At 65.0% G+C, this 20,733-nt stretch carries 20 protein-coding genes and 2 tRNA genes; 14 read left to right on the top strand and 8 right to left on the bottom strand.

Going from position 1 to position 20,733, the window contains the following annotated elements; genetic code table 11:
• Nucleotides 1-53: 53 nt before the first annotated feature.
• Both M2339_RS04995 and M2339_RS04990 read left to right on the top strand, forming a co-directional pair.
• A tRNA-Ser gene (locus M2339_RS04995) sits at nt 54-143 on the top strand.
• A gap of 177 nt (nt 144-320) precedes the next feature.
• Entirely contained in the window at nt 321-509 is a 189-nt protein-coding gene (locus M2339_RS04990) for a hypothetical protein (RefSeq protein ID WP_264587294.1), read from the top strand.
• A 110-nt stretch (nt 510-619) separates the two neighbouring features.
• On the opposite strand, the gene M2339_RS04985 is transcribed toward M2339_RS04990, so the two are convergent.
• From M2339_RS04985 to M2339_RS04975, 3 genes are read right to left on the bottom strand one after another with little or no spacing between them, the layout of a single operon-like run.
• Nucleotides 620-1,999 carry a sensor histidine kinase gene (locus M2339_RS04985; protein ID WP_264587295.1) on the bottom strand — a complete coding sequence of 460 codons (1,380 nt, stop codon included), beginning with the start codon at nt 1,997-1,999 and terminating at the stop codon, nt 620-622.
• Nucleotides 1,996-2,676 carry a winged helix-turn-helix domain-containing protein gene (locus M2339_RS04980; RefSeq protein ID WP_264588357.1) on the bottom strand — a complete coding sequence of 227 codons (681 nt, stop codon included), beginning with the start codon at nt 2,674-2,676 and terminating at the stop codon, nt 1,996-1,998. Before M2339_RS04980 ends, M2339_RS04985 begins: the two co-directional genes overlap by 4 nt.
• Before the next feature lie 19 nt (nt 2,677-2,695).
• The gene (locus M2339_RS04975) at nt 2,696-3,055 is read right to left on the bottom strand and encodes a PDZ domain-containing protein (protein WP_264587296.1); all 360 of its coding nucleotides are present in this window, start codon (nt 3,053-3,055) and stop codon (nt 2,696-2,698) included.
• Between the two features lie 156 nt (nt 3,056-3,211).
• On the opposite strand from M2339_RS04975, the gene M2339_RS04970 reads away from it, so the two are divergent.
• The 3 genes from M2339_RS04970 to mprF are packed head-to-tail and all read left to right on the top strand — an operon-like array spanning nt 3,212 to nt 6,907.
• A complete protein-coding gene (locus tag M2339_RS04970) occupies nt 3,212-3,931 on the top strand; it encodes a virulence factor (protein WP_264587297.1) in 720 nt (239 codons plus the stop codon).
• Nucleotides 3,924-4,334: a DUF2147 domain-containing protein gene (locus tag M2339_RS04965; protein WP_264587298.1), complete on the top strand. Its 411-nt coding sequence runs from the start codon at nt 3,924-3,926 to the stop codon at nt 4,332-4,334. The genes M2339_RS04970 and M2339_RS04965 overlap by 8 nt, the downstream gene beginning before the upstream one ends.
• 23 nt (nt 4,335-4,357) lie before the next feature.
• A complete protein-coding gene (gene mprF / locus M2339_RS04960) occupies nt 4,358-6,907 on the top strand; it encodes a bifunctional lysylphosphatidylglycerol flippase/synthetase MprF (RefSeq protein WP_264587299.1) in 2,550 nt (849 codons plus the stop codon).
• A gap of 15 nt (nt 6,908-6,922) precedes the next feature.
• Here mprF and M2339_RS04955 read toward each other — a convergent pair whose 3' ends face one another.
• Nucleotides 6,923-8,305, bottom strand: a complete 1,383-nt coding sequence (locus M2339_RS04955; RefSeq protein ID WP_264587300.1) for an AcvB/VirJ family lysyl-phosphatidylglycerol hydrolase — start codon at nt 8,303-8,305, stop codon at nt 6,923-6,925.
• 186 nt (nt 8,306-8,491) lie between these two features.
• Between M2339_RS04955 and M2339_RS04950 the strand changes: the two genes are divergently transcribed.
• Nucleotides 8,492-8,971, top strand: a complete 480-nt coding sequence (locus M2339_RS04950; protein ID WP_264585133.1) for a PH domain-containing protein — start codon at nt 8,492-8,494, stop codon at nt 8,969-8,971.
• Nucleotides 8,972-9,062: 91 nt separating this feature from the next.
• On the opposite strand, the gene M2339_RS04945 is transcribed toward M2339_RS04950, so the two are convergent.
• The gene (locus M2339_RS04945; RefSeq protein ID WP_181559787.1) at nt 9,063-9,596 is read right to left on the bottom strand and encodes a PEPxxWA-CTERM sorting domain-containing protein; all 534 of its coding nucleotides are present in this window, start codon (nt 9,594-9,596) and stop codon (nt 9,063-9,065) included.
• 402 nt (nt 9,597-9,998) lie between these two features.
• Here M2339_RS04945 and folD point away from each other — a divergent pair, with 402 nt between their 5' ends.
• The gene (gene folD, locus M2339_RS04940) at nt 9,999-10,895 is read left to right on the top strand and encodes a bifunctional methylenetetrahydrofolate dehydrogenase/methenyltetrahydrofolate cyclohydrolase FolD (protein ID WP_264578979.1); all 897 of its coding nucleotides are present in this window, start codon (nt 9,999-10,001) and stop codon (nt 10,893-10,895) included.
• A gap of 54 nt (nt 10,896-10,949) precedes the next feature.
• Here folD and M2339_RS04935 read toward each other — a convergent pair whose 3' ends face one another.
• Entirely contained in the window at nt 10,950-11,963 is a 1,014-nt protein-coding gene (locus M2339_RS04935) for an acetylserotonin O-methyltransferase (RefSeq protein WP_264606180.1), read from the bottom strand.
• 109 nt (nt 11,964-12,072) lie between these two features.
• Here M2339_RS04935 and murI point away from each other — a divergent pair, with 109 nt between their 5' ends.
• From murI to M2339_RS04920, 3 genes are all read left to right on the top strand, one after another.
• Nucleotides 12,073-12,888 (top strand): glutamate racemase, encoded by an 816-nt coding sequence (gene murI / locus M2339_RS04930; RefSeq protein ID WP_264587302.1) that lies wholly within the window; start codon nt 12,073-12,075, stop codon nt 12,886-12,888.
• A gap of 125 nt (nt 12,889-13,013) precedes the next feature.
• Nucleotides 13,014-14,234: a 5-aminolevulinate synthase gene (gene hemA / locus M2339_RS04925; RefSeq protein WP_181559791.1), complete on the top strand. Its 1,221-nt coding sequence runs from the start codon at nt 13,014-13,016 to the stop codon at nt 14,232-14,234.
• 174 nt (nt 14,235-14,408) lie between these two features.
• The gene (locus tag M2339_RS04920; protein ID WP_264570407.1) at nt 14,409-14,585 is read left to right on the top strand and encodes a hypothetical protein; all 177 of its coding nucleotides are present in this window, start codon (nt 14,409-14,411) and stop codon (nt 14,583-14,585) included.
• Between the two features lie 10 nt (nt 14,586-14,595).
• On the opposite strand, the gene M2339_RS04915 is transcribed toward M2339_RS04920, so the two are convergent.
• Nucleotides 14,596-16,716 (bottom strand): putative bifunctional diguanylate cyclase/phosphodiesterase, encoded by a 2,121-nt coding sequence (locus M2339_RS04915; protein ID WP_264606179.1) that lies wholly within the window; start codon nt 16,714-16,716, stop codon nt 14,596-14,598.
• A gap of 143 nt (nt 16,717-16,859) precedes the next feature.
• Here M2339_RS04915 and moaA point away from each other — a divergent pair, with 143 nt between their 5' ends.
• From moaA to M2339_RS04895, 4 genes are all read left to right on the top strand, one after another.
• Nucleotides 16,860-17,843, top strand: a complete 984-nt coding sequence (gene moaA, locus M2339_RS04910) for a GTP 3',8-cyclase MoaA (protein ID WP_264585138.1) — start codon at nt 16,860-16,862, stop codon at nt 17,841-17,843.
• Between the two features lie 9 nt (nt 17,844-17,852).
• Complete coding sequence (locus M2339_RS04905; protein ID WP_264606178.1) at nt 17,853-18,626, top strand: NAD kinase; 774 nt, start codon at nt 17,853-17,855, stop codon at nt 18,624-18,626.
• A 66-nt stretch (nt 18,627-18,692) separates the two neighbouring features.
• A tRNA-Asn gene (locus M2339_RS04900) sits at nt 18,693-18,767 on the top strand.
• A gap of 109 nt (nt 18,768-18,876) precedes the next feature.
• Nucleotides 18,877-20,094, top strand: a complete 1,218-nt coding sequence (locus tag M2339_RS04895) for a glycosyltransferase family 4 protein (RefSeq protein WP_264587305.1) — start codon at nt 18,877-18,879, stop codon at nt 20,092-20,094.
• A gap of 74 nt (nt 20,095-20,168) precedes the next feature.
• Here M2339_RS04895 and ndk read toward each other — a convergent pair whose 3' ends face one another.
• Nucleotides 20,169-20,591, bottom strand: a complete 423-nt coding sequence (ndk, locus tag M2339_RS04890; RefSeq protein WP_181559849.1) for a nucleoside-diphosphate kinase — start codon at nt 20,589-20,591, stop codon at nt 20,169-20,171.
• Between the last annotated feature and the right edge of the window lie 142 nt (nt 20,592-20,733).

Below are 20,733 nucleotides of genomic sequence, written 5' to 3'. Positions count from 1 at the left end.
TCGCTCGCGCGGGCTTCCTTTGCTGAACAGTTTCGATTAGGGCGCGGGACAACGGACAGGTGGCCGAGTGGTTTAAGGCAGCGGTCTTGAAAACCGCCGTGGGTGGAAGCTCACCGTGGGTTCGAATCCCACCCTGTCCGCCAAATCTTCTCACGCGGACTTTCTCTTCCGGTCGCTATTCTTTGGCGGCAGCGGATCGTGCGCCACCCCGCTTTCCCACATGTCCAAAAGTTCATGCAGGCGCCATGCTCCGGTTCGGTGCGCGGGGCCATAAGGGGCTTGCGATCCACGAAGGGTCGCTTGTTGAAGGAGATACCCTCATGAACCGTCGCCTGATCATTGCCGGCCTGGCATCCCTCGCAGCCATTGCCACGCCGGTTGTCGCGTCGGCCAAGACGGCACCGGCGAAGGAAAGCCCTCACAAGGTGTCCAAGCCCGCCAAGCCGGCCAAGAGCACGACGACTGCATCGCTCGCTGCCCCGGCCAAGAGCACGACCGACAAGAAGTGACCCCCGTCACCGGAGCCATGCCGTCCCTCCCCTTGCCCGCATGGCTCCGGTCGACTGCTTCATCGAGACAGGCATGATCCTGTCGGCAGCGGAAGCAGACCGAAGGCCGCTCAGCCTCCCAAGCCGATGAGAATTCCAACCGCGAACAGACCATGGCGGCGGGTGAAACGGACCTGACCGCCATGCATGCGCGCCACGGCCGCGACGAGCGATAATCCAAGCCCTGCGCCCGCCTGCCCGCGCGCGGCATCCAGCCGACCGAAGCGCCGCAAAGCCTCTGCTTCCCGATCCGGCGCGATCCCCCGGCCTTCATCGGCAAGACCGATGATCACGTCTGCGCCCTCGCGATCCAGATACAGCGTCATCGCACCCGCGCCGTATTTGAGCGCATTGTCGAGGAGGTTCGCGATCGCCTGCCCTAGCAGTTCGCGATGGACGCTGACCTCGATCGGCCGCTCGATTGCGATGGAAAGGCTGCGGCCTTGCTCCTCGACAAGTGGCGCGTACAAGTCTTCCAGATCGGCGAGCATCTCGCCCAGCAGCGTGGGCCGGAAGCGCTCGCGCCCGATGCCCGCTTCTGCGCGGCTGATCTCCAGCGCGGTGGTGAGCATGGCGAGCAACTGGTCCGCCTCGCGGCTGATGCCCTCGATGGCCGCGCGCATCGCGGCCGGATCGTCCGTCTCCAGCGCCCGGTCGATTCGTGCGCGCAGGCGGGTCAATGGCGAGCGCAGATCGTGCGCCATGCTATCGGTGACCGTGCGCAGTTCGCCGATCAGGCTGCCGATCCTGTCCAGCATCCCATTGATCGCCTCCCCCAACCGGTCGAAGCTGTCCCCGGAACCGTGCAGCGGCACGCGCTGCTCGATATCACCCGCGCTGACGCCCTCTGCCGTCGCGGCGATGTGTCCGATCCGCCGATCGATGATCTGCACCACGAACCAGGCGCCGGCGAGCGCGAGCGGCAAAGCGAGCGCCAGCGCGGTCAGCAGGGCCTCGTGGACGGTCTGGCGGATTTGATCGCTGGCCTCGGCGCGGCGGCCGACGAGCAAGCGGCGCCCATCGCCCAGCCGCGCGGCGGTGATGCCGAAGGGGGCAGGCTCTGCATCTCCCAGCCGATAAAGCTCGGCGCGCGTCCAGCCCGCCTCGGCCGTGACATTGGGCGGCCAGTCCGAGAGGTTTCCCGCCACTTTGCGCCCGTTGCGATCCACGAGCAGAATGAGGGCATCTTCATCTTCCGCCGTTCGCTCGGCGATCGCCCGGTTCAGCGCCTGCGCACCTTCGTCCCGGCCGATCATCAGCAGGCTGTCGCGATCCTCAACGGCGATGCTGCGGTCGGCCGCCGCGAGGTCGGCGCGCACGAACTGCGTGACCGAGGCCAGCAATGCCGCGCCGAAGACCAGCTCCAGCAGCAAGATCCAGCCCATGAAGCGGACATGCGACGAGCGCAGCCAGCGCAGGCCCGCCCCGGATGCGACACCCGGTCGACTCATTCGCCCAGCCGGTAGCCCGCACCGCGCACGGTGTGGATCAGGGGGACATCGCCCTCGCTATCGATCTTCCGCCGCAAGCGGCTGACATGCACGTCGATGACGTTGGTGCCAGGGTCGAAATGATAATCCCACACGCCTTCGAGCAGCATCGTGCGCGTGACGACCTGCCCTGCGTAGCGCATCAGATATTCGAGCAGCCGGAATTCGCGCGGCTGAAGCTCGATGCGTCGGCCGCCGCGCTGAACGGTGCGCTTGAGCAGGTCCATGTGGAGATCGCTGCAGGCAAGCGTGGTCTCCACCGATGTACCATGGCCGCGCTTGCGCATCAGCAGTTCCAGCCGCGCGAGCAGTTCGGCAAAGGCGAAGGGCTTGACCAGATAATCGTCGGCTCCGGCCGTCAGCCCCGTCACGCGGTCATCGACGGAGCCGAGCGCGGTAAGCAGGATCACCGGTGTTTCGATGCCGGCAGCACGCAGCGCACCCAGCACGGCCATGCCATCCATGCCCGGCAGCATCCGGTCGAGAATAATCGCGTCGTAGCCACCATCGGTCGCCATGAAGAGGCCGTCGCGCCCATCCGCGCTGTGATCGCCGACATGGCCATGTTCGGCCAGCCCCTTCAGGATGAACTCGGCTGTCGCGCGATCATCTTCAATCAGGAGTATTTTTCTGCCCATTCCACCGTCCCTGCCGCCATCATTTGCCGCATCGCCGAGCGCGGGCTTCATATCGCACGGCGCCATGCGCCAGCGATAGCGGAATGTCGCAATGGCGGGGATCGTCGATCATGTACCGTGCCACGCCGAGCCTTCGCACCGCATGCCCATCCACAGCGCGCAATTGATCGCCCACTGCGATCGGCCCGCCCCCTGCCTGCCCATCCCGCAGGCTGGTCACGACGATCCGGCCAGCCTTGTCCTCGCCCAGCGTGAACCCGGCATGCGCAGCGTGGCGTGGTGCGGCCGCGGACGGGGGCACGAGATGGGAGGACAGCAAGGGCGGCGCGCCCGCCAGCGGAACGAGAAAGAAATAGAGGAGGCGGTTCGAGAGGCCCATGACATCCCGCCTAGACCATCGGGAATGGCGGGCGGCTGACCGCCACATGACATGAAGTTCATGAAGCGGCCACCGCGTTGACCGGCTGTCGCTGCCAGAGGATAACCCTCGGACGATCATGGACATGAGAGCAGCATGACGAGGCGCGGAGGACGGATGCGGAAGACGACAATCACGCTCGCGGCCCTCACGGCTCTGGTGCTCATGGCGTTCGGCTGGCTGGGCTATCTGGGCAGCGACCCGTTTACGGTCTTGCGGCCCGCCGGCTACCAGCCCCGCGCCGGTGCGCCTGTGGCGGTCATCTTTTCCGGCGACATGGGCTTTCGGGTCGGCATGGGACCCAAGATCGCGCAGCGCGTTGAAGCAGCCGGCATCCCGGTAGTGGGCGTCAACAGCCTCACTTATTATCGCAAGACCCGCACCCCATCGGAGGCTGCTGCGCTCATCACCCAGGCGCTGGCGGAGGCTCGAGCCGTGAACCCGCAGGGGCGCGTGGTGCTGATCGGCCAGTCCTTCGGCGCGGATATGCTCCATGTCGGCCTCGCCAACTTGCCGGGGGCGCAACGCCGCGATATCGCTCTGGCCGCGCTCTTCGTGCCCGGCGCGACGGTCGAGTATCGTGCATCGCCAAGCGAGATGCTGAGCTTCTGGGAGACCGAGCATGACGCCCTGCCTACCGCGCGCACGCTCAGCTGGCTCCCCTTGCTCTGCGTCTACGGCAAGGAAGAACCGCACAGCCTCTGCCCGCGCCTGCACCTGCCTAATCTGCGCAGTCAGGGCCTGCCCGGTGGGCATCAGTTGAACTGGGATGTCGGGGCGGTCACCGGACTATTGTTCGACGCAATGACCTCGGCCGGGATCAATCCTCATGGCTAAGCTGCTCGCGATAGCCGTTGCCGCCATGATCGGCGCCTTCACGCCGGCCCATGCCGCGAACGCCATCGCCGGGCATTGGATCAATCCGCGCGGCACGGTGGTCGTCACCACGGGCGATTGCGATGGCGGCCTGTGCGGCTGGGTGAGCTGGGCGAACGCGACCGCCCTTGCCGATGCCGCAGACGCTGGGGTCTCCAGGCTGATCGGGACCAAACTCCTGCAGGATTATCATGCCAAGTCACCGGGGCATTGGGCGGGCCGCGTTTATGTGCCGGACCTTGGCCGCACCTTCTCGTCCACCATCGAGCAGCTCGACCGGGATCGGGTGAAGATTTCCGGTTGCCTGATCGGCGGCTGGCTGTGCAAAAGCCAGATCTGGGTCCGCCAGGTTCAGGCCGATTAGCGCCCGATGGCCTCCGGGGGCAGATGAAGACCATGACTCAGCGCCATCGCACGATCCTGACCATTGGCGTTGCCTTGCTGTTGGCCGTGCTCGGCTTCGTGGCGCTCAGCCACTTGCTGCGCGAGGTCCATCTGCGCGACGTGCGGGCGGCATTCCACGCCTTGCCTCCCCTCGCCTTTCTGGCTGCCGCGCTCCTCACCGCGTGCAGCTATGCCGCGCTGACGTTGTATGATGTGATGGCTCTGCGCACCATTGGGCGCCCGCTGCCTTACCGCACCGCCGCGATCGCCTCGTTCACCAGCTACACGCTGAGCCATAATCTCGGCCTCTCGCTGCTGACCGGCGGGTCGGCGCGATATCGGGTGTACAGCGCCGCTGGGCTCGGCGCCGGGGATATTGCCCGCGTGATCCTGATCGCCAGCCTCACCTTCTGGAGCGGTGTGTTCGTGCTCTCCGGTGCCATGCTCGCCTGGCGGCCCGAAGCGCTGGCTTTTGACGGGATGGTCATCCCGCCTGGCGTGCTGCGTGCGATCGGGTTCGCCTTGCTGCTGGCGACAGTTGCGGTCCTCTTCTGGTCCGGAAGACAGGGGCGGACGTTGCACGTCCGTCGCTGGTCGCTCCCGTTGCCGCCGGCGAAGCAGATCATCGCGCTCATTGGGATCAGCGCGCTCGATCTTGCAGCGGCCAGCGCGGCCTTGTTCGTGCTCATTCCTGGCATCGAGATCAGCGCCTGGCCGGCCTTCTTCATCGGCTATACCCTGGCAATCGTCGCCGTGCTCATCACCCATGTCCCGGGCGGGATTGGCGTGTTCGAGGCGATCATGCTGATTGCCTTGCCCAATGTGGACCGGCCGGAGCTGGTCGCCGCCCTGCTGGCCTATCGCCTCATCTATTATATCGCGCCGCTGATTGTGGCGGCCGTGCTGATCGTGGTGCAGGAGGGCGCGCGCTGGCATAAGCCCATCGGGCGAACGCTGCGTGGCGCTCAGGTCGTCGCCTCCGGCATGGCGCCGCTGATGATCTCCGCGCTGGTCTTTTTCGGCGGCACGGTGCTGCTGATCTCCGGATCGCTACCGACCATCCCCTGGCGCGCCAACACCGTATCCGACATCGTGCCGCTGCCGTTCGTGGAGCTTTCCCACATGGCCGGGAGCCTGATCGGCGCGGCTCTACTGGTGCTCTCCGCCGGGCTTTACCGTCGCCTTGACGGTGCTTTCTGGCTCACGCGCCTGCTGCTTCTCGCCGGCGCGGTCTTCTCGATCGTGAAGGGGCTGGATTATGAGGAAGCGGGCGTTATGCTGCTCATCGCGGCCGCGCTGCAATGGTCCAAGCCCGCTTTCTACCGGCGCACACGCCTGTTGGCGGAGGCCTTCTCGCCCGGCTGGCTGGCGACGATTGCGGTGGTGGTGGGCCTGTCGATTTGGATCGGGCTGTTCGCCTACCGCCATGTGGACTATCAGAATGATTTATGGTGGCGCTTTGCCGAGCGGGCCGATGCCGCGCGGTTCCTGCGCGCCAGCCTTGCTGTCGCGGTGCTGCTCGTGGGCGTCGGCCTGGCCCGCCTGTTCGAGCCGGCCCGAGCTGAACGCGCCGTAGAAGCTGGGGGCGATGAGCCGTCCCCCGCCGCTCTGGCACTGGCGGATCGGACCGACGCGAATCTCGCTTTCACTGGCGACAAGCGCTTCCTCCATTCGCAAAGCGGCCGCGCTTTTCTGACGTATCAGATCAAGGGCGCCAGTTGGATCGTGATGGGCGATCCTGTCGGCGCGGAGGACGAATGGTCGGACCTGCTCTGGGACCTGCGCGAAAAGGCGGACGCGGCGCAGGGGCGCCTGCTGCTCTACCAGATCAGCCCTGTGGCCCTGCCCATGGCCATCGAACTGGGCTTGCGCATCACCAAATATGGCGAGGAAGCCCATGTTGACCTCGCGACCTTCTCGCTCGATGGCCCCAGCGCCAAGTCGCTGCGCCATGCAGAGCGCCGGGCGACGCGCGAGGGCGCGACGTTCGAGGTGATCCCTGCGACCAACGTGCCCACCCATATGGGCGAACTCGAGCGCGTCTCCGATTTCTGGCTCAAGGCCAAGGGTCAGCGCGAGAAAGGCTTTAGTGTCGGTCGTTTCGATCCGGCCTATCTGGCAAGGTTCGATTGCGCCGTCGTGCGCAGTCAGGGGCAGATCGTCGCCTTCGCCAATATCTGGCCGACACAGACCCGCTCGGAACTCTCCATCGACCTCATGCGCCATGACGACGCCGCACCTTATGGCACCATGGACTTTCTGTTCATCCGCCTGATACAATGGGGGCAGCAGCAAGGCTATCGCTGGTTCAACATCGGCATGGCGCCGCTCTCCGGCCTGGAAGCGCGCCGCCTCGCGCCTTTGTGGTCAAAGCTCGGGGCTTTTCTCTACCAGCATGGCAATGCCTTTTACGGCTTTGAGGGGCTGCGCGCCTATAAGGAGAAATTCTCGCCCGAATGGGAGCCGCGCTACATCGCCGGGCCCCAGGGCATCTCGCTCGCCCGCGCGCTGATCGACCTGCAGAGCCTTATCGGCGGCAGCCCCCAGACCTGATCCATCGTCAGCGCTTCAGGGGCGCTTGCGAGCGAGGATGATCTGCGCCAGCAACGCCGCATTGCTATCGAAATGGTGCCCGCCCGGCACGACATATTGCTGGGCCAGCCCCTGCGGGATCTTGCCGCAGGCACTCTCGTCTTCATCCTGCCCGCGCACGCACTGGACCGCCAGGCCCCGCAACCGCGTAATCGCCGGAATGGTCGGCAGCCCGCCGTTATCGCCCACATCCAGCCAGCTGCTGAGGTGAAACTGGAAATCCGCCGTGCTGCTCAAGCCCAGCAGGGACACGCGCTCGATCTTGCTGCGGACAGCCGACGGCAGAGCATCGACCATGAACGGGAGGGCATCCGCGCCGAAGCTGTAACCGATGAGCAGAACCCGCGGACGCGCCCATCGCTCGCTAAACATGTCGATGAGCGCCGCGAGATCGCGCCCAGTCCCAGCGGGTGTGCGCGCGGTCCAGAAATATTCGAGGCTGTCCACGCCGACCACCGGTATCCCTGCCGCAGCGAGTTGGCTCGCCACCTCGCGGTCGATGCTCGCCCAGCCCCCATCGCCCGAGTAGATGATCGCCATCAGATCGCGGTTCATCGGCGTCGGCGCCGCCTGCACCAATGTGAGCGGCATGGTGAGGTGCGGGAGCGCACCGGCCGTGGGGCGCGGCTGGTCGCGCGGCAGCAGTGCCATCGTCGCATCGCCGATGGCTTGCGACCATGCCTGCGCGGCTGGGGGCAGCGTTCTCTGGTTGGCGCCCGGCACCGCGCGCACGAAGGATTGCGTCCGGCTAACTTGCGCCGCCGTGCCCATGACGAGCCAGGGCACGCCAATTTGCTTGTTCGGTTTCAGCGACCAGCGGCCGGTCTGCCCGACGCGCGCAAAGGACGCGCCGCCGGTCGCGCACCATGGGCTGGCACTGGTCACCTGCGGCGTGAAGCCGATCGAGATCACCCCACGGTAGGGCGCGTTGGGCCATTGCGACAGCGCGGCATAAGCAAGGGCGGCCCCCGCACCCTGGCCGATCAGCACGGGCTTGAGATAGGCCTCAATTCCCGCACGATGCTGGAGATCCTTGGAGAGATCGTTGATCGGCGCATTCAGGTTGAGGCAGCGTTGATGCCAACCCTGAACGGTCTTGAGCAACGTAGCGGCCGAAACCGTCGCGACCAGCAACCCGCGCTCGCTCAAGCCCCGCGCGATCGGGGCGGCCGTCGGCGAATCCGAAAGGAAAATCACGACACCCTGCGGCGCACCGGCCGGCCGGTCGACATGCACGGCGCCAAAGGGCGCAAGCCGATAGGATGCGCCCGGCGCGGCGGAGGGTGTGCGCCCCTGCGCAGTCGCGCTGACCGCACCCAGCAATCCCAACGCCAGAAAGCCGAGCAGTTTCTTGCGCATGTTTCTACCTCGCCTTCGATCCGACCGTCGGCGACCGCGTCGCCCGATGCCTCTAGCGGGCCGGAATACTACAGCGCCCGCTGCTCGGCGAGATGCAAGGTGGGCTCGTCGCAAAAGCGATCACTCACCCCTCTTGACGTGCCCCCTGCCCCGGCCGACTAGAGCGCGGCGAGGATGGAGCAGAGCATGACCGGCAGAGCAGTTCAGATGGCGGGATGGCAGACCGAGCATGTCATCGGATTTCGCCCGACCATGTCCGCCTTCCTGCTCAAATCCTTCAAGGGCTGGCTGACCTTGGCCGGATCGATCCTGCTGCTCGGGATTCCGTTTATTGCCGTGGGCGTGGTCGCGCTGCGCTATCGCATGACATGGTACGAGTTGAGCGGCGAGCGCCTGTTCATTCGGCAGGGCATCCTCGCCCGGACGGAAGAGGAGATCGAACTCTACCGCATCAAGGATGTGCGCGCGGATTTCTCGATCATCCAGCAATTGTTTGACGTCGGCAATCTGCAGATCATTTCCTCGGACCTGACCGGCGAAGGCGTCGATCGGCGCACCGTGCTGCGCATCAGCAACCTGGAAAATGCGCGCCATATCCGCACGGAGCTGCGCAACCGCGTAGAGCGCGCGCGCAGGATTAAGGGCGTGCGCGAAATCGACATGTAAGCGCACCGGGCGCGTAGCCGGACCGGCTAGATTGGCACGCAAAAAAGCCCGGCCGTTTCCAGCCGGGCTTCCTTGAAATCGAGCGTTCGACTCAGGCGAAGCTGACAGTCGTGCGACGACGACGCATCATCGTGCCGGCAATCGCAAACCCGCCGATCAGCATCATCCACGTGGCCGGCTCAGGCACGGGTGCGGCAACCGGCGAAACGCTGCCGGACAGGGCGAAGCGCGTGCCGCCATTCCACTTCACGACGGTCTCGTTCGAGAGCGCCAGCGACGTGCCATCAGCCGTCAGCGGGCTTTCGAAGACCAGCGCGATCGCCGAGATCGGCGAAACGAAGGTAGCGCCCAGACCGAGGGTGGACGACCAGGCGACGCTCGTCGCATCCGCAAGCGTGTAGGTGTCACCCGGGAAATTGCCGAAGAAGCCGTAATTGTTTGCCGTGGTGCTGATCGAGAAATCGAGCAGTGTCGACAGATCGTCGCTGGTGGTGAACGATCCCGTCAGCGCACCACCGCCGATGAAGTTCACGTCATCCAGCGTGAAGGTGATTGCTGCAGAGGCAGGCGCTGCCGCCAGCAGCATCGCACCGAGCGAAGCCGCCGCCAAAAGTGATTTACGCATGATAGTCTCCCACATGTGTCGCTGCGACTCTGCAGCTGACAGCGAGCGACATAGCAGACCTTTAAAATTGATTAACAACGATATTAACCATGGCTGTTCTAAAATGGGCCACTCTTTATCGCTTCGATGGCCCAGCGCGGTAAGGCTACGCCGGGCCCATCAGGCATTCCTGAGAAAGCCCCAGCCTCGTTTGACTTGAATTATCCCGCCACTTATGGACGGCGCCAAAGATCAATTGCTTGGCTGCACCTGCTGCGTCGCGGCCCTTAAAGAGCAGAAGGCTCTATGAGGGCATTCCACCTGGGAGAGATCAAGCGTGACGCGCGCGACCGCCGGACATGGGATCGGGACGAACAGCAAATGGGCCGACATCACAGGCCGCATCAGGAAAGGCAGGACCGCGTGAACGCTCTCGCAACGGACAATCGGCCAGTTGGCGGCGCCAAGCTGATCGACGGCAAGACCGTCGCCCTGAAGATGCGCGACGAGCAGCGCGCACGGGTCGAGGCGCTTCAGGCGCGCGGCGTGACGCCCGGTCTGGCGGTTGTGCTGGTTGGCGAGGACCCCGCATCCGCCATCTATGTCAGCCGCAAGGTGAAGGCCTGCGAGGCGGTCGGCATCAAGTCGATCAGCCATCGTCACCCGGCCACCATCACCAACGAGGAACTGCTGGTACTGATCGGCAAGCTGAATGCCGATCCCAATGTCCACGGCATTCTCGTCCAGCTGCCCCTGCCCAAGCATATCGACATGGAGAAGGTGCTGGAGACCATCGCGCCCGAGAAGGACGTGGATGGCTTCCACCTTTACAATGTCGGCGCGCTGGTGGTGGGGCGCCAGGTCTTCCCGCCCTGCACGCCTTATGGCGTGATGAACCTGCTCAAGCATGAGGGCATCCCCATCGAAGGGCGCAATGTCGTCGTGGTCGGCGCATCCAACATCGTCGGCAAGCCGATGGCGCTGATGCTCATGGCCAATGATGCGACGGTCGCGATCTGCCATGCCAAGACGCGGGATCTCGGCCAGTGGACCATCCTCGCCGATATTCTCGTCGTCGCTGCGGGCGTGCCGAACCTGATCGTGCCGCAGATGGTGAAGACCGGTGTGGTGGTGATCGACGTCGGCATCAATCGCCTGCCCGATGGCCGCGTGGTCGGCGATGTGGATTTCGAGGGCGTTTCCAAAAAGGCGAGCCACATCACGCCCGTGCCGGGCGGCGTCGGCCCGATGACCATCGCAATGCTGCTGGAGAACACCATCCAGTCAGCCGAGCGCATCGCGGCCAATAAGGAAGGCTGATCAGCATTTCAGCGCACTGGCGGATTGCCCGCCGGTGCGCTCCGCATTCATCAATTAGCCGACGCGCCGCGCTTCAATGGCCGCATAACGGTCATCGATCGGGGTGATGCCGGTCATGTCGAGCCCGGTCGCGCTCAACAAGGCGCGATATTCAGCCTCCGTTCGCTCCTTGCCGCCAACGCTCAGCATGATCAGATCGCCCCGGATCACGTCTTCGTCGCCCGGCCCGACACGCTCGGGCACGATCCGCTCGATGATCAGGATGCGCCCGTCCCCAATCGCATCCCGGCAGTTGGACAGGATTGTCCGACACCGCTCGTCGTTCCAATCATGCAGAATGAATTTGAGGAGAAGGAGGTCCGCGCCGGGCGGAATGGCATCGAAAAAGCTGCCGCCGAGATAGGCAATGCGATCTCGAACGGGCTGCCCGTCCTGCCAATTGAGCGCAGCGTCGCCGAGCGTGGCCAGATCAAAAATTTCGCCGCGCAGATGGGGATGGGCTTCGAGCAAGCCGACAAGCAGTGCGCCATAGCCGCCGCCGACGTCCCGCACCGTCTTCACGTCGGAAAAGTCATAAGCCCGCGCGAGAGCCCGCCCGACACGCAGGCTCCCTTCTGCCATGGCGCGGTTGAAGACATCCGCCCGCGCCGGATCAGCCTGCTGCTGGACGAAATGATCAGGGCCGGACGGCACGGAGGGCTCCCCGCTCTTCACGCTGACACCCAGATTGGCGAAGCTGTTCCACATCCGCTCATTCCAATGTCCGCTCATGCCATAAAGCGAATCCGGCGCGTCCTTGCGCAGGCAATCCCCGAGCGGCGTAGGCGAGAAGCGATCCGAGCCCTCATGCGTGACAAGGCCAAGCACCGCCAGTGCGCGCAACAGGCGCATGACCCCGTCCTCACTGGCACCCAGTGATTGAGCGATAGCCGCGCTATCGTGGCGTCCGGCAGCGAGTTCCTCGATGAGGCCCAGCCCAACCGCCTCGCCAATCACCTTGGTCTTCCAGGCCGCCGTGATCATGTCGATAAGCCGATGCCGCTCTTCACGGTCGATTGTGCCGTCCATCCTCTTCCTCCCTTATCGGATGCCATGATGGCAGAGCCGCCACCAGCGCTCAACCGCGCCCATCATCGACGATTGACTTGTGCGGACACGCAGCGTCAAGAGAAGCGCCATGGCTGAACCGACCCGCCCGCCTGAAGCGGCTCCCGTCCTGTTCTTCGATTCCGGCGTGGGGGGGCTGTCTATCCTGCGCCCCGCCATGGCCCTGCTGCCGACGATGCCCATCGTCTATGCCGCCGACAATGCCGGCTTTCCCTATGGCATCAAGAGCGAGGCGGAGATCGCGGCGCGCGTCCCGGCGCTGCTGGGCCGGCTGGTGGAGCGCTACCGCCCCCGCATGGCCGTGATCGCCTGCAACACCGCTTCGACCATCGCCCTCGCCTCGGTTCGCGCGGCGCTCGATATTCCCGTTGTCGGCACGGTGCCGGCGATCAAGCCGGCCGCTCTGGCCTCGAAAACTCGAGTCATCGGCGTGCTCGGTACCGATGCGACGGTGCGACAGCCCTATGTCGATCGGCTCGCCCGCGAGCATGGCGCGGACTGTACGGTCTTGCGGCATGGCAGCGCCGCTTTGGTCGCTTATGCCGAGGCGCGGCTGCGCGGTGCACCGGCCGACCCGGAAATTCCGGCCACCGCCCTCGCCGGTCTGCTCGAGCAGCCGGGCGGAGACCAAATGGACATGGTGGTCCTCGCCTGCACGCACTTCCCGCTGGTGGAAGCCGAACTGGCCGAGGCCGCGCCGCGCCCCATCACCTTCCTCCACGGCGGCGACGGAATCGCGCGGCGGATCGCCTGGCTGAACGGCGAGGTGCCCTGGCCGGCCGAGCCGGCGCCGGGCAAAGCCGTCTTCACCGGTCCCTCGTCGGACATCGAAGCACTCAGCCCCGCGCTACGCACCTACGGCATCACCAAAACCGAACTGCTTTGAGGCAAATCAAAGCGTAGCGGCGCTACATCATTAGAGGCCAATATCGACTTGCAAGCCATTATCAGTGGAATTGCGAGCCATAGACCGCTAGAGGCGCGGTATCGAGACGGGACAAGCTGCCGACCATGAATTATCAGCATGTTTTCACGCAGGCGATCGAGCGCCTGCATGGCGAGGGCCGCTACCGGGTCTTCATCGACATTCTGCGGAACAAGGGCGCCTTCCCCAATGCCCGCTGCTTTGCCGGGCATAACGGTCCGAAGCCGATCACCGTCTGGTGCTCCAACGATTATCTCGCCATGGGCCAGCACCCCAAGGTGATCGCGGCCATGGAAGAGGCGCTGCACGATGTCGGCGCCGGCTCGGGCGGCACGCGCAATATCGGCGGCAACACCCATTATCATGTCGATCTGGAAGCCGAGCTGGCGGACCTGCACGGCAAGGAGAGCGCTCTGCTCTTCACCTCCGGCTATGTCTCGAACGAGGCGACGCTCGCCACACTGGGCAAGCTGCTGCCCGGCTGCATCATATTTTCCGACGCGCTCAACCACGCCTCGATGATTGCGGGCATCCGCAATTCGGGCTGCGAGAAGCGCGTGTTCCGTCACAATGACGTAGCGCATCTGCGCGAACTGCTGGCCGAGGCCGATCCGGATGCGCCCAAGCTGATCGCCTTCGAGAGCGTCTATTCGATGGACGGCGACGTGGCGCCGATCCACGACATCTGCGACCTTGCCGATGAGTTCAACGCCCTCACCTACTGCGATGAAGTGCATGCCGTGGGCATGTATGGCCGGCGCGGGGGTGGCATCACTGAGCGGGACGAGGCGGCGCACCGGATCACGATCCTCGAAGGCACGCTGGGCAAAGCCTTTGGCGTGATGGGCGGCTATATCGCGGCCGACAAGGTGATCATCGATGTAATCCGCAGCTATGCGCCGGGTTTCATCTTCACCACCTCCCTCTCGCCCGTGCTCGTTGCCGGCGTACTGGCGGCCGTCCGGCATCTCAAGCAGAGCCAGGTCGAGCGGGACGCGCAACAGGCCGCAGCGGCGTTCCTCAAGGCCGAAATGGCCAATGCCAATCTGCCGGTCATGCCGTCGGTCACCCATATCGTGCCGCTGATGGTCGGCGATCCGGTAAAGGCCAAGCGGATCAGCGACATTCTGCTCGCCGAATATGGCGTATATGTGCAGCCCATCAACTTCCCCACCGTGCCGCGCGGTACGGAGCGGCTGCGGTTCACGCCCGGCCCGTCCCACAGCGAAGAGATGATGCGTGAGCTTGTGTCCGCACTGGTCGAGATTTGGGATCGGCTGGATTTGGAGTTCCGCAAGGCGGCCTGACCAGCGCCACGGGAAATCGGGCGAGCGGTTCCGATTTTCCACCCATTTTTTGCCAGCTGTGTTACACTTCTCGCGTTGAGGCGGGGAGTTTCGCTGTTTATCATCGAGTCGGCTGTGCATTTCAGCTGACGGTGCGCGGAATTCCGCTTTGCCCCTCGATAGGAGGGACATCCGATGAGAAAATTAACCGACGAATGCACGGACATGGCGAGAGCCATGCTGGATGCCGAATTATACGCAATCGCGCGGCGCGCGGCTGCGCGTGATTCGAATACGCCGCTGCAACAGGCGGTGAACACGGAAATTGCCCGTCGTAATCTGCCCTTTCGGGGTGAACTGCGTTACGGTTGAGCTGGCGGCGCTAGGTGGCGCCGCGCTTACTCGTGCGAACGAGATCGGCGAGCTTGTCGCTGGCAATGGCCGGCGAACGCAGAAAACCCTGATAGCAAGTGCAGCCGGCCCGCGCGAGAAGCGCGAGTTGCTGCTCGGTTTCCACACCCTCGGCGATCACGCCCAGCCCCAGCGAGCGCCCCATATCGATGATCGCCCGGACGATCACACGATCCCGCGCAGTGCCCTCGATATCGCGCGCGATGCTCCGGTCGATCTTGAGATAATCGAGCGGCAGCGCCTTGAGATAGGCAAGGCTGGAATAGCCGGTTCCGAAATCGTCGACCGCGACCTTGAGCCCCGCCTCTCGCAATTGCGTGAGCAGAAGCGAGGCGCCGGCGAGATGCTCGACCAGGCCGCTTTCGGTCAGTTCGACGGTCAGACGCTCGCGCGCGAAGCCCGATGCATCGACGGTCCGGAGGAAGTTCTGCAGGAAATCCGGCTCGGAGATATCGGCCGCGGTCACGTTGATCGCTAACCGCAGATCGCGCAGCTCATCGGGCCATGCCGCCGCCTCCGCCAATGCCCGCGCATGAATATGATCGGAGAGCGGCAGCATGAAATCGGATCGCTCGGCGATGGCAAACAGCGCGCCGGCGCCGATCTCGCCATAATGGGGGTGCTGCCAGCGGGCGAGCGCCTCGACGCCCACGATGCTGTCATCCTCCATGGCATATTGCGGCTGGAACAGGAGCTGGATCTGCTCGGAATCGAGGGCGTGGCGCAGGTCGTTCTGCAAGCGATCGTCATCCACGATGCGGCTGGCTTCATCCGCGACCCGGATGCGGATGCCGCCCTGCGCGCTGCCGCGCCGGGCGTCCGCGAGCGCATTGCTTGCGCGGCGCAGGATCGTCTCGGCCGCATCGCCGGATTGACCGGGCGCAAGGCCGCAGCGCGCCGTCAGGCGAATGAGATAGTCGCCCGCGTTGAAGGGCCGACTGATTTCCGCGACGATTTGCTGCGCAAGCAGCGTTGCCCTCTCGACGGATGGCAGCGCGGTTTCAGGCCCGCCCAGCACGGCGATGACAAACTCTGTGCCGGTGATCCGCGCCACCAGCGAGTCGCGCGGCGCCATGGCATCGACAAGGCGCTGAAGGCGGATCGCCACCCGAGAGAGCATCGCATCGCCGACCAACCGCCCATAAGCGCTGTTCACCCGGTCGAAATCGCCAAGCCCGATCAGCAGTACCGCCGGCAGCCGCCCTTGCGCCAAATGATGGTCGAGCCAGCGGATCGCGCCTTGGCGGCTGGCAAGGCCCGTCATCGGGTCTCGATCCCGCCGGTTGGCGCGATGATGCACATCGAGCTCCTCGACCTCGCCGCTAAAGCCCTGGGCGTCCGGATAGAGATGCTGGACCAGCCGTCGATCCGGCTGGGACGGGACGGCATGGGCAAAGGCGGAGGGCATGAGATCGTCAACGGCGCGGCGGATCGCGGCCACCGCCCCTGCCCGGTCCGCCCGATCGAGCGCGCGGACCAGATCGGCAATGCCCAGCCGGGCATGGTCGGCATCCGGCACCATGATCCGCAGCAGATCGCCCAGCGCCGGGCTGATCGCGAGCGTCCGCTCCGCTCCATTCCAGCGCCAGAACAGGCCATCGCTGCGTGCGACGGCATGGCGGTTGCCCGCCGCGGCAAGACTGCCGATCAAGCGCTCGGCCAGCTTGTCGGCGGTGCGCAGCGCGATGGTGAAGCGGGTCTCGTCGATCTCGCCATCAAGCAGATGGGTGGCGCCGGCGGCGATCAACCCGGGGACGTGCGGCGCGCCGACGTCTTCAACGAGCAGCAGCAAGGCGCCCCCGGAGGCTTCGACTGCGGCCGCCAGGGCTTTCACCATTTCGAGGGCATCATCCGGCGTCACACCCCGCAGATCGATGACTGCGATGCGCGCCAGGCTCCCGAGATAGCGGCTCTCGGCCCGGTCCAACCGCCGCGCCGCGATGGGCTTCCACCCGGCCTGCGCAGCACAGGCGGAAAGCGCGTCACGGTGCGCGGCCGAGAGAATGAAAAGCGGCAGCCCGCCCATGTCCCCGGACAGGCCGGAGGACTGGTCGCCCTCTCCATGGGGCCGGGGTGCGGCAGGCTCACTCACAATGGTCGCGATCCGTTCAAGCTCGTGGATTAGCGGACGGGATCGAGCGCAACCGACGCGCGATGGTTGCGCCTTCCCCCCGCATCGCCTAGCTAATGCGTATGGCGAACGCAATCGACAGCCTCCCTGACGCAGCTCCGGCCATGCGCGACAGTCATGGCCGCCGCATCGACTATCTGCGGATTTCGGTGACGGACCGCTGCGATCTGCGCTGCCGCTACTGCATGAGCGAGACGATGCAGTTCCTCCCCAGGCGGGAAATCCTGACGCTGGAGGAAATTGCGGTCATCGCCGAGCGCTTCATTGCCCGGGGCGTCCGCCGGATTCGCCTGTCCGGCGGCGAGCCGCTGGTGCGCCGCGATTTCGGCGATCTCGCCCGTGCCCTTGGCCGCCATGTGAAGGCCGGCCGGCTGGACGAACTGACGCTGACGACCAATGGCACGCAACTCGCGACCTATGCCGATATGCTGTTCGATGCTGGCATCCGGCGCATCAACGTCAGCCTCGATGCGCTCGATCCGGACATTTTCGCGCATGTGACGCGCGGCGGCGATATCGCCAAGGTGCTCGGCGGTCTTGAGGCCGCGCGGCAGGCGGGCCTCAAGGTCAAGCTCAACACTGTGGCGCTGCGGGATACCAACGAAGGCCAGATGCTGCCGCTGCTCGATTATTGCGCGCAGCAGGGCTTCGACCTCACCCTGATCGAGACGATGCCGCTCGGCGAAGTGGCAGAGGATCGCTCGGATCGCTTCCTGCCGCTGATCGAGGCAATCGCTCCGATTCGCGAGCGGCACGCTCTCATCCCGCTGGATGACCGCACCGGCGGGCCGGCGCGCTATTTTGCCCTCTCCGGCCTCAAGACCCGGCTGGGCCTCATCACGCCGCTCTCCCAGAATTTCTGCGCCGATTGCAACCGGATGCGCCTCACCTGCCAGGGACGCATCTACATGTGCCTGGGGCATGAAGATCATATCGATCTCAAGGCCGCATTCCGCGAACAGGGTGTCGCGGGGATCGACGCCCTGCTCGACCGGGCGCTGGCTGCCAAGCCGCTGGCACATGACTTCAGCGTCGCGGCTGGCGCGCAGCCCGCCACGCGCCGCCACATGAGCGTGACGGGCGGATAACGCCACCTCATGGCTGATCGCAAACTTGCCCTGCTCGCCTCGCCCACGGACGCTGCGCGGGAAGCCGCGCGGCGGCTGCAGGCGGTCATCCCGTTTGTCAGCCTCAACGAGGCCGATATCATCATCGCGTTGGGCGGCGACGGCTTCATGCTGCAGACGCTCCACGCGCTGCTGGAGAGCCATCGCCGGGTGCCCGTGTTCGGCATGAACCTGGGCACCGTCGGCTTCCTGATGAACGAATGGCGGCAGGACGGGCTGGACCAGCGCCTCGACAAGGCCAAGGCGTTCAAGGTGAACCCCTTGCGGATGCACGCCGTGACAGTGAGCGGCGAAACCTTCGCGATGCCCGCGATCAACGAAATCTCCCTGCTGCGCGAGACACGCCAGACCGCCTGGCTCGAAGTTTCCGTCAATGGGCGAGTCGTGATCCAGGAACTGGTCTGCGACGGCGCGCTGGTGGCCACGCCGGCCGGCTCCACGGCCTATAATCTATCGGCACACGGGCCCATTCTCCCGCTCGACTGCGGCCTCGTCGCGCTTACGCCGATCAGCCCCTTCCGTCCGCGCCGCTGGCGGGGCGCGATTCTGCCGGAACGCAGCAAGATTCGGCTGCGCGTGGTCGACCCCGTCAAGCGTCCGGTCTCCGCCGTGGCCGACCAGCGCGAAGTGCGCGATGTCTCGCAGGTCGAGATCGCCGTGGATTTCGCCATGCCGCTCACGCTTTTGTTCGATCCCGAGCACACGCTCGACGATCGGATCGCGGCTGAACAATTTATCTCATGAGTGCTCTTGCGTTTCTTTCAAACCCGCTGCTATAGGCGCGGCCTCGCCGGACGAAAGCCCGGCTGCTCCCCGATAGCTCAGCGGTAGAGCATTCGACTGTTAATCGAATGGCCGTAGGTTCGAATCCTACTCGGGGAGCCACTTTCCACACATTGCCGGACTGCTCGGCCGGACCTGCCGGCCCGTACTGCCGCAAAAAGGGTTAGCCGCGTTGACAGGCTCGCCTCTCCGCTCCCATGAGCGGTCGGCCATGAAACTTGCTTATCTTCTAAACATGTATCCGCTGATCAGCACGACGTTCATCCGTCGCGAGATAGGCGCGATCGAGGCGCTTGGTCAGCCGGTCGAGCGCTTTGCCCTGCGGCACTGGGATGGCGAGCTGGTCGACCCTGAGGATATCGCCGAGCAGGCGCGCACGCACTATATCATCACCGGCAGCAAGGCGGCGCTGCTGTGGGACGTGCTGCTCACCTGCCTGCTGCATCCGGTCAGAACGCTGCGGGTACTGCCGCTCTGGTGGCGGGTGTGGCGCAACGCCGGGCGGAACCTTGTCGCCCATGTCGCCTATCTGCTGGAGGCAATGGCTTTCACCCGCCGCGCCAGTGCGCAAGGGATCGATCACGTCCACACCCACTTCTCGACCAACGCGACCACGGTGGCGATACTGGCGCGGCGGCTAGGCGGGCCATCTTACAGCTTCACGGTCCATGGTCCCGATGAGTTGGTGCCCGGCGAGCCGGCCCGCCTCTCCATCCGCGAGAAGGCACGCGATGCGGCTTTCATCGTCGCCATCACCCGTTACTGCCACGATCGCATCGTGGCGGAGGCCCCAGAGGCGGCCCAGAAGGTCCGCATCGTCCATTGCGGCATCAACCTCGCTGACTTCCCCTATCAGCCTGCCCCGCCTGAGAGCAGCCGTGTGATCTGCATCGGCCGCCTGTGCGCCAACAAGGGCCAGATCCATATTCCGCCCGCCGTCGCTGCTGTGATCGGGGAGTTTCCGGATCTGGTTGTCGAGCTGATCGGCGGCGGGGACGACGAGCACGCGCTACGGGAGGCGATCCGGGCACATGGCGTCGAGGATCATGTCATCCTGCACGGCTGGGGCACCGGTGCCTATGTACGGGAGCAATTGCTGGCCGGTCGCGCCATGCTGCTGCCGAGCTATGCCGAGGGCCTGCCCATCGGGATCATGGAAGCCTTCGCCATCGGCCGACCGGTGCTGAGCACGACGATCGCGGGCATCCCCGAGTTGCTAGACGAGCGCTGTGGCTGGATTTTCGCGCCTGGCGATGAGGACGCCATTGCCGAGGCGTTACGCGGGATCATGCGCGCCACGCCCGAGCAGCGGGCTGCGCTGGGCGCCGAGGCACGGCGCCGCGTGGAAGAGCGGCACGACCTGTTCAAATCGGCCCAGACCTTGCTCGATTATTTCACGCCGGAAGCGGCCTCGGGCCGGCAGCACTAAACCAAATAAAAGGGCGCCGGACCCGATGGTCTGGCGCCCTTTTTTAGAAGGCCGACGGTTAGACGGCCGTCCGATTAGCCGACGATTTCTTCCGGCTTGAAGAAGTAGGCGATCTCGATCGCGGCATTCTCTTCGCTGTCCGACCCGTGAACGCTGTTGGCTTCGATCGACTCGGCCAGTTCCTTGCGGATGGTGCCGGGCTCGGCATTGGCGGGGTTGGTGGCGCCCATGATGTCGCGATTGCGCTTCACGGCGTCTTCGCCTTCCAGAACCTGCACGACGACCGGGCCCGAAATCATGAACTCGACCAGCTCACCGAAGAAGGGACGCTCCTTGTGGACCGCGTAGAAGCCCTCGGCCTGCTCGCGGCTCATGTGGATGCGCTTGGATGCCACGACGCGCAGGCCGGCTTCCTCCAGCATCTTGGTGACAGCACCGGTCAGGTTGCGACGGGTCGCGTCGGGCTTGATGATCGAGAAGGTGCGGGTCGCCGCCATGAGAAATGCTCCGGTAAAGAAAACGAAAGAGTTGAGGTCGCGCGCGCTCTACCCGCGAAGCGACGGCCGATCAAGAGCAGCAGGCGTCCACGGGTTACGATCAATTAAGCGCTTTGAGTTCACATTGTTACGGTTTGCCATG

Source organism: Sphingobium sp. B2D3C (genome assembly GCF_025961835.1).
In the GTDB taxonomy this organism is placed as follows: domain Bacteria; phylum Pseudomonadota; class Alphaproteobacteria; order Sphingomonadales; family Sphingomonadaceae; genus Sphingobium.
Note: the sequence above shows the minus strand (reverse complement) of the source record. Positions and strands in the feature narration are given on the sequence as shown.